Genomic DNA, 8,125 nt, shown 5'->3' on the forward strand with positions numbered 1-8,125 from the left:
GCCCGGCCCCTTCGCGGGGGCGGGCCGGGCGCCGTCGTGTCCGCTCAGTGCTTCGTCGGCTTCGAGACGGGCGCCCGCGCCGGGTCCGGGGTCCCGCCGATGAAGTTCTCGAACCGGCGGCGCGGCCCCGCCCAGCGCCGGTCGTGGTGGAAGGCCCGCAGCCTGGCCTTGGCGCGGGCCCGCGGGCGCTTCGCGTAGAACCGCTTCGCGTACGGCGAGCCGGGCCGGGCCAGCCGGATCGCCCCGACCAGCGCCACGAAGGGGATGACCGTCCCGAAGAACGCGGTGCGCGCCTTGCCCTTCCACAGGGCGATCAGGGCCAGGAAGAAGTTGGTGGCGGTGTTCATGACGACCAGCCCGCGGCTCTGCCGCTCGTCGGCGGTCAGGTCGTTGACGCCGAAGGGCAGGAACCCGCCCAGCACCAGCGCCACCAGAGCGGCCGTCAGCACCACGATCTCGACGCTCTTGCGGCCCTGCTCGCTCCAGTAGACGTCGTCGAGGTGCAGGATCAGCGCGAACTCGTCCAGCACCAGCCCCGCGCCCAGTCCGAAGATGACGGCGGAGGCCATGGCGCCGAACCCGTACCGGCCGCTGCCCACCGCCCCGAAGCCGCCGATGATCACGAGGACGACGCCCGGCACGACGTGGTGGACGTGCACGCCGCCCGGGGTGATGTTCTTGAACGGCCCGCGCCCCGCCCGGATCAGCCGGGTGATCACACGGGTGACCAGGAACGACATCACGAACGAGAGCAGCGCGAGGAGCAGGGGGAGTTTCCCCGGTTCGACGATGTTCCGGTACCACCAGTGACCCATACCGCCGGCTCCCCTGTCGTGGCAGCTCCCCATTTTTCCCGTATGGGGCAATTTACCGCTCGCGGTGAGCAGGTAGCGTTCGCGCCGATGAAAGATTCGTTCGACGACCAGCCTCCCGGGCAGCCCCTGACGCCGCCCGCCGAGCGCGCCTCCCTGCGCGACGGCGTGCGCTTCGCGTTCGGCACCCTCACCGTGCTGCCCGCCCGCATCACCCGCTGGGACCGGCCCGCGGCCCGTACCGGCATGGCCTGCGCACCCCTCGCGGGGCTCGTCGTGGGCGCCCTCGCGGCCGTACCGGGGGTCCTGCTGCTGATCCTGGGCGGCGGCCCGCTGCTCGCGGCGGCCGTCACCCTCGCCGTACCGGCCGCCCTGACCCGTGGACTGCACCTCGACGGGCTCGCCGACACCGCGGACGGGCTGGGCAGCGCCAAGCCGGCCGAGGCGGCGCTGCGCATCATGAAGCAGTCCGACATCGGCCCCTTCGGGGTGGTGGCGCTGCTGCTGGTGCTGCTGGTCCAGGCCGCGGCGCTGGCGGACCTCTACGCCGAGAGCTGGTTCCACGGGGCCCTCGCGACGGTCATCGCGGCCGTCACCGCCCGGCTGGCCATGACCCTGGCCGCCCGCGACGGCGTACCGCCGGCCCGGCCCGAGGGGCTCGGCGCGGCCGTCGCCGGGGTGCTCCCCAAGGGCTCGGCCGCCGGGCTCGCCGCACTGGTGGCCGTGCTGGCCGCGGCCGCCGCCCTGCCGGTGGGGCCGGGCGCCGCCGTCCAGTGCGCCGGTGCGGTCCTGATCGCCCTGGCGACGGCGGAGCTGCTGCTCCGCCGGTGCGTCCAGCGCTTCGACGGGGTCACGGGCGACGTCTTCGGCGCCCTCGCCGAGATCGCGGGGACCGCCGCCCTCGTCGTCCTGGCCCTGGGCTGACCGCCCTCCCCCGGGAGGGGACCGCGTAGGGTGCGGGGCGTGGAAGAGACGCCGACGCCCATCAGGGTGCTGCTCGCCGACGACCAGGCCCTGCTCCGCAGCGCGTTCAAGGTGCTGGTCGACTCCGAACCCGACATGGAGGTCGTCGGCGAGGCCTCCGACGGCGCGGCGGCCTGCGCCCTGGCCCGGGAGACCCGGCCCGACGTGGTCCTCATGGACATCCGGATGCCCGGCACCGACGGGCTCGCCGCCACCCGCATGATCAGCGCCGACCCCGAACTCTCCGCCGTCCGCGTGGTCATGCTGACCACCTTCGAGGTCGACGAGTACGTCGTGCAGTCCCTGCGGGCCGGCGCCTCCGGGTTCCTCGGCAAGGGCGCCGAGCCCGAGGAACTCCTCAACGCCATCCGCGTCGCCGCGGCCGGCGAGGCGCTGCTCTCCCCGGCCGCCACCAAAGGGCTCATCGCCACCTTCCTCGCCCAGGGCGGCGGCGCCGACCCCGCCGCCCCCGCCGCGCACGCCGCGCGGCTCGCCGCGCTGACCGTCCGCGAGCGCGAGGTCCTCGTCCACGTCGCCGCGGGACTGTCCAACGACGAGATCGCCGGACGGCTCGAGGTCAGCCCGCTCACCGTCAAGACCCACGTGAACCGGGCCATGGCCAAGCTCGGCGCCCGCGACCGGGCCCAACTGGTCGTCATCGCCTACGAATCGGGACTGGTCCGGCCCCGGGCCGAGTAGCGCCGCCGCCGCGCGCCGGCCCCCCCGCACCCCCCGCGCCCGGGACCGCGCAGTACGGGCGCGTACTGCGGACGCGGTATGCGGCGGATAAGGACGCGGCACCTGGGAGCGACGCAGCGCCGCCCCCGCGTACGGAAGGCTGAAGGCCCGCGGCCTTCAGGCCACGCCCCGCGCACGCCACTGCAGAGAGATCCCACACCCATGTCCTGGCTGTCCCGCTTCAGCCTGGCCCAAAGAGCGCTGATCGGCCTCGTGTCGATCACCGCACTGCTCTTCGGCGCCATAGCCATCCCGCAGCTCAAGCAGCAGCTGCTGCCGTCCATCGAACTGCCGATGGTGTCCGTGCTCGCGCCCTACCAGGGCGCCTCGCCCGACGTGGTGGAGAAGCAGGTCATCGAGCCGATCGAGGCCACCCTCAAGGGCGTCGACGGCATCACCGGCATCACCTCCACCGCCAGCGAGGGCAACGCCCTCATCATGGCCAAGTTCGACTACGGCGACGAGGGCACCAAGCAGCTCGTCGCCGACGTCCAGCAGGCCGTGAACCGGGCCCGCGTGCGGCTGCCCGCCGAAGTGGACCCCCAGGTCGTGGCCGGCTCCACCGACGACATCCCCACCGTCGTCCTCGCCGTCACCTCGGACAAGGACCAGCAGGCGCTCGCCGACCAGCTCAGCCGCTCCGTGGTCCCCGTCCTGGAGGACATCGAGGGCGTCGGCCAGGTCACCGTCGACGGCGTCCAGGACCTCCAGGTCGCCGTCACCCCCGACAACGCCAAGCTCGCGGCGGCCGGCCTCGACGGCGCCGCCCTCGCCCAGGGCCTCCAGGCGGGCGGCGCGACCGTCCCCGCCGGCTCCTTCGACGAGGCCGGCAAGAACCGCACCGTCCGCGTCGGCGGCGGCTACACCTCCCTCGCCCAGCTCCAGGACCTGCGCCTGAGCCCCGGCCCCGGCAAGCCGGCCGTACGCCTCGCGGACGTCGCCACCGTCGCGCAGGAGCCCGCCAAGGCCGTCTCCCTCACCCGCACCAACGGCAAGCCCAGCCTCGCCCTCGTCCTCACCATGGACAAGGACGGCAGCGCCGTCGCGATCTCCGACGCCGTCCGGGACAAGCTGCTTGAGCTGCGCTCCGCCCTCGGGGCCGGCGCCGAGCTGACCGTCGTCAGCGACCAGGGCCCGCCCGTCGCCAAGTCCATCTCCGGACTCACCACCGAAGGCCTCCTCGGCCTGCTCTTCGCGGTGATCGTGATCCTGGTCTTCCTGGCCTCGCTGCGCTCGACGCTGGTCACCGCGGTCTCCATCCCGCTGTCCGTGGTCCTCGCGCTGATCGTGCTGTGGACCCGTGACCTGTCGCTCAACATGCTGACCCTGGGCGCGCTCACCATCGCCATCGGCCGCGTCGTCGACGACTCGATCGTGGTCCTGGAGAACATCAAGCGCCACCTCGGCTACGGCGAGGAGCGCGAGGCCGCCATCCTCGCCGCGGTCAAGGAGGTCGCCGGCGCGGTCACCTCCTCCACGCTCACCACCGTGGCCGTCTTCCTCCCGATCGGCTTCGTCGGCGGCATGGTCGGCGAGTTCTTCGGCCCGTTCTCCCTCACCGTCGCCGCGGCCCTGCTGGCCTCGCTGATCGTCTCCCTGACGGTCGTCCCGGTGCTCTCGTACTGGTTCCTGCGCGCCCCCTCGGGCGTCGACCCGGCGAACGCCGAGAGCGCGGCCAAGGCGCGCCGCGAGGCCGAGGAGAAGGAGGCGAACAGCCGCCTCCAGCGCTTCTACGTACGGACCCTCGGCCTGGTCACCCGCCGCCGGATCGCCACCCTCCTCGTCGCGGTCGTCGTCCTGTTCGCCACCTTCGGGATGGCCCCGCTGCTGAAGACCAACTTCTTCGACCAGGGCGAGCAGAGCGTCCTGACGGTCAAGCAGCAGCTGCCCCCGGGCACCTCGCTGGCCGCCTCCGACGCGGCGAGCCGCAAGGTCGAGAAGGCCCTGACCGAGGTCAAGGGCGTCAAGGACTACCAGGTCACCGTCGGCTCCTCCGGCTTCCTGGCCGCCTTCGGCGGCGGTACGGGCTCCAACCAGGCCTCGTACCAGGTGACCCTGGAGGACTCCGGCGACTCCGAGGGAGTCAAGAAGCGCATCGAGGACGTGCTCGGCACGCTCGACGGCATCGGCGACACCAGCATCTCGGCGGGCGGCGGCTTCGGCAGCCAGAACCTCAGCGTGGTCGTCAAGGCCGGCCAGGCGGACGTCCTCGCCAAGGCCGCCGAGCAGGTCCGCGCCGAGGTGGCCACGCTCGACGACGTCACCGACGTCCAGAGCGACCTGTCCCAGTCCGTGCCCCGCATCTCGGTGACCGCCACCCCGAAGGCCGCCGAGGCGGGCCTGAACCAGGCCGCCCTCGGCGCGATCGTCGCCCAGGCCGTACGGGGCACCCCGGCGGGCAAGGCCGTACTGGACAACACCGAGCGGGACGTCGTCATCAAGTCCGCGCACCCGGCCACCACCCTGGCCGAGCTGCAGGCGCTGCCCGTCGGCCCGGTCAGGCTCGGCGACGTCGCCGAGGTCAAGGAGGTCCCCGGCCCGGTCTCGATGACCCGGATCGACGGCGCCCGCGCCGCCACGATCACGGCGAAGCCGGTCGGCGACAACACCGGCGCCATCGGCGCCGCGCTCCAGACGAAGATCAAGGCGCTCGACCTGCCCGACGGGGCCACCGCCACCATCGGCGGGGTCTCCTCGGACCAGGACGACGCGTTCGCCTCGCTGGGCCTGGCCATGCTCGCGGCCATCGCGATCGTGTTCATGCTGCTCGTGGCCACGTTCCGCTCGCTGGTCCAGCCGCTGATCCTGCTGGTCTCGATCCCGTTCGCGGCGACCGGCGCACTCGGCCTGCTGCTGGTGACCGGCACTCCGCTGGGCGTCCCGGCGATGATCGGCATGCTGATGCTCATCGGCATCGTCGTGACCAACGCGATCGTCCTGATCGACCTGGTCAACCAGTACCGCGCCCAGGGCCTCGGCGTCGTCGAAGCCGTCATCGAGGGCGGACGGCACCGGCTGCGCCCGATCCTCATGACCGCCCTCGCGACGATCTTCGCGCTGCTCCCGATGGCGCTCGGGGTCACCGGCGAGGGCGGGTTCATCTCGCAGCCGCTCGCGGTGGTGGTGATCGGCGGCCTGGTCAGCTCGACCCTGCTGACGCTGCTGCTGGTCCCGACGCTCTACACGATGGTCGAACTCCGCAAGGAGCGCCGCCGTGCGAAGCGCGAGGCCCGGCGCACGGCCCGGCTGACGGTGGTCCCGGCCCCGGACGAGTCCTCGGACGAGGAGTCCCCGGCCCGGGTCTGACGTACGGCCCGGCGAACGCCGAAGGGCCGCTCCCTCGAACGAGGGGGCGGCCCTTCGGGCGTACGGCGGGGGACCGCTACGGGAGGGCGAGCATGCGCTCCAGGGCGAGCTTCGCGAAGCTCTCCGTCTCCTTGTCGACCTGGATCTGGTTGACGAGGGTGCCCTCGGCCAGCGACTCCAGGGTCCACACCAGGTGGGGGAGGTCGATGCGGTTCATCGTCGAGCAGAAGCAGACCGTCTTGTCGAGGAAGACGACCTCCTTGTCCTGCGCGGCGAATCGGTTCGCCAGGCGCCGGACGAGGTTCAGCTCGGTGCCGATGGCCCACTTGGAGCCGGCCGGGGCCGCCTCCAGCGCCTTGATGATGTACTCCGTCGAGCCGACGTAGTCCGCGGCCGCCACGACCTCGTGCTTGCACTCGGGGTGGACCAGGACGTTCACGCCGGGGATGCGGGCGCGCACGTCGTTGACGGAGTCGACCGAGAACCGGCCGTGCACCGAGCAGTGGCCGCGCCACAGGATCATCTTGGCGTTCCGAAGCTGCTCGGCGGTCAGGCCGCCGTTCGGCTTGTGCGGGTTGTAGAGCACGCAGTCGTCCAGGGACATGCCCATGTCGCGGACGGCGGTGTTGCGGCCCAGGTGCTGGTCCGGCAGGAAGAGCACCTTCTCGCCCTGCTCGAACGCCCACTCCAGGGCCTTCTTCGCGTTGGACGAGGTGCAGATCGTGCCGCCGTGCTTGCCGGTGAAGGCCTTGATGTCGGCGGAGGAGTTCATGTACGAGACGGGGACCGTCGCCCCGGCTATGCCCGCCTCGGTCAGCACGTCCCAGCACTCGGCGACCTGCTCGGCGGTGGCCATGTCGGCCATCGAGCAGCCGGCGGCCAGGTCCGGCAGGACGACCTTCTGGTCGTCCGAGGTGAGGATGTCCGCGGACTCCGCCATGAAGTGGACGCCGCAGAAGACGATGTACTCGGCCTCCGGCTTGGCGGCCGCGTCCTTGGCCAGCTTGAAGGAGTCGCCGGTGACGTCGGCGAACTCGATCACCTCGTCACGCTGGTAGTGGTGGCCGAGGATGAAGACCTTGTCCCCGAGCTTCTCCTTGGCCGCGCGGGCGCGCGCGACCAGGTCCGGGTCCGACGGCGACGGCAGGTCGCCGGGGCACTCCACCCCGCGCTCGCTCTTGGGGTCGGCCTCACGGCCGAGCAGCAGCAGGGCAAGGGGCGTCGGCTGGACGTCCAAAGGCTGGGCGGTGGTCACGACACGCACCCTTTCTGTTCCGCGACAAGGGACTTCCGAAGCAGGGCTTCTGAAGCCGGATTCGACTTCTCGTCTATTTGACGTTATCCATGATAGCCGCTTCACGTCACTTTGACGATGCCGATAGTGTCGATGTGACGAATTCGCCCGTGACGCAGCCCGGGGTCCGTCGGGGCCACCTCCCCGCGCCGGTGTGCGAGCATGAATGTGAAACATGCGTCGGGTCCGGAATGAATCCGCGGCCCCGCTCGTTGCCATCGACGGCAAGAGTCCGACGTTTCCCCGCCCGAGGCGGGGAGCCGCCCACTTCGGGAGTGAATGCAGATGTCCGTACAGGACGACAAGACCACTGTGAGCGACGGCATCCTCCTGTCCGACGCCGCCGCCGAGAAGGTCAGGACCCTGCTGGAGCAGGAAGGCCGCGATGACCTGGCGCTCCGCGTCGCCGTCCAGCCCGGCGGCTGCTCCGGCCTGCGCTACCAGCTCTTCTTCGACGAGCGCTCCCTCGACGGCGACGTCGTCAAGGACTTCGACGGCGTGAAGGTCGTCACGGACCGGATGAGCTCCCCGTACCTGCACGGTGCGTCCATCGACTTCGTCGACACCATCGAGAAGCAGGGCTTCACGATCGACAACCCCAACGCCACCGGCTCCTGCGCCTGCGGCGACTCGTTCAGCTAAGCCTGGACGGCCCGTACGACGAAGGCCCCCGGCGCCGAGAGGTGCCGGGGGCCTTTCGTGTGCGCGCGTGCCGGGCTACTGCCGGGGGAGCGGCTTGCCCGTGGTCGCGTCGATCACCTTGCGCTCGCCCAGCGGCTGCCCGAGGGTCGTCGAGACCGTCATGTCCTTGGCGAGCATGATGCAGGACCGGCCCGGCTCGTTCGGGGTGGGGGGGTTGCACACCGCCCCCCACCCCCCCGCCCCGCGCCCCGCCCCGGGGCGCGCGCGCCCCGCTGCCTCACTGCCTGCGCGGGCGACTGGCCCAACCGTGGGTACGCCCGCAAGGGCTTCCGGCTGATCGGCTCGGTGGCCCGGTTCGAACGGGTATAGG

General features: G+C 71.9%; 7 protein-coding genes. 4 read left to right on the forward strand and 3 right to left on the reverse strand.

Annotated elements, in window-relative coordinates:
• Positions 1 to 44: 44 nt before the first annotated feature.
• On the reverse strand, positions 45 to 815 hold the full coding sequence (locus ACFXA3_RS27200) for a hypothetical protein (RefSeq protein WP_385190993.1): 771 nt from the start codon (positions 813 to 815) through the stop codon (positions 45 to 47).
• An 87-nt stretch (positions 816 to 902) separates the two neighbouring features.
• Here ACFXA3_RS27200 and ACFXA3_RS27205 point away from each other — a divergent pair, with 87 nt between their 5' ends.
• The 3 genes from ACFXA3_RS27205 (at position 903) to ACFXA3_RS27215 (ending at position 5,819) form a co-directional block, all read left to right on the forward strand.
• Positions 903 to 1,736, forward strand: coding sequence for an adenosylcobinamide-GDP ribazoletransferase (locus ACFXA3_RS27205; protein WP_385190995.1), 834 nt, complete (start codon positions 903 to 905; stop codon positions 1,734 to 1,736).
• A gap of 39 nt (positions 1,737 to 1,775) precedes the next feature.
• Positions 1,776 to 2,474, forward strand: a complete 699-nt coding sequence (locus ACFXA3_RS27210) for a response regulator (protein WP_385190997.1) — start codon at positions 1,776 to 1,778, stop codon at positions 2,472 to 2,474.
• A 201-nt stretch (positions 2,475 to 2,675) separates the two neighbouring features.
• Positions 2,676 to 5,819 (forward strand): efflux RND transporter permease subunit, encoded by a 3,144-nt coding sequence (locus tag ACFXA3_RS27215; protein ID WP_385190999.1) that lies wholly within the window; start codon positions 2,676 to 2,678, stop codon positions 5,817 to 5,819.
• Between the two features lie 76 nt (positions 5,820 to 5,895).
• On the opposite strand, the gene nadA is transcribed toward ACFXA3_RS27215, so the two are convergent.
• On the reverse strand, positions 5,896 to 7,083 hold the full coding sequence (gene nadA / locus ACFXA3_RS27220) for a quinolinate synthase NadA (RefSeq protein ID WP_385191001.1): 1,188 nt from the start codon (positions 7,081 to 7,083) through the stop codon (positions 5,896 to 5,898).
• A 315-nt stretch (positions 7,084 to 7,398) separates the two neighbouring features.
• Here nadA and erpA point away from each other — a divergent pair, with 315 nt between their 5' ends.
• Complete coding sequence (gene erpA / locus ACFXA3_RS27225) at positions 7,399 to 7,755, forward strand: iron-sulfur cluster insertion protein ErpA (RefSeq protein WP_030010511.1); 357 nt, start codon at positions 7,399 to 7,401, stop codon at positions 7,753 to 7,755.
• Between the two features lie 75 nt (positions 7,756 to 7,830).
• On the opposite strand, the gene ACFXA3_RS27230 is transcribed toward erpA, so the two are convergent.
• Positions 7,831 to 7,977 carry a hypothetical protein gene (locus tag ACFXA3_RS27230; protein ID WP_385191003.1) on the reverse strand — a complete coding sequence of 49 codons (147 nt, stop codon included), beginning with the start codon at positions 7,975 to 7,977 and terminating at the stop codon, positions 7,831 to 7,833.
• Positions 7,978 to 8,125 lie beyond the last annotated feature (148 nt).

This window comes from Streptomyces sp. NPDC059456, assembly GCF_042750055.1.
Taxonomy (GTDB): domain Bacteria; phylum Actinomycetota; class Actinomycetes; order Streptomycetales; family Streptomycetaceae; genus Streptomyces.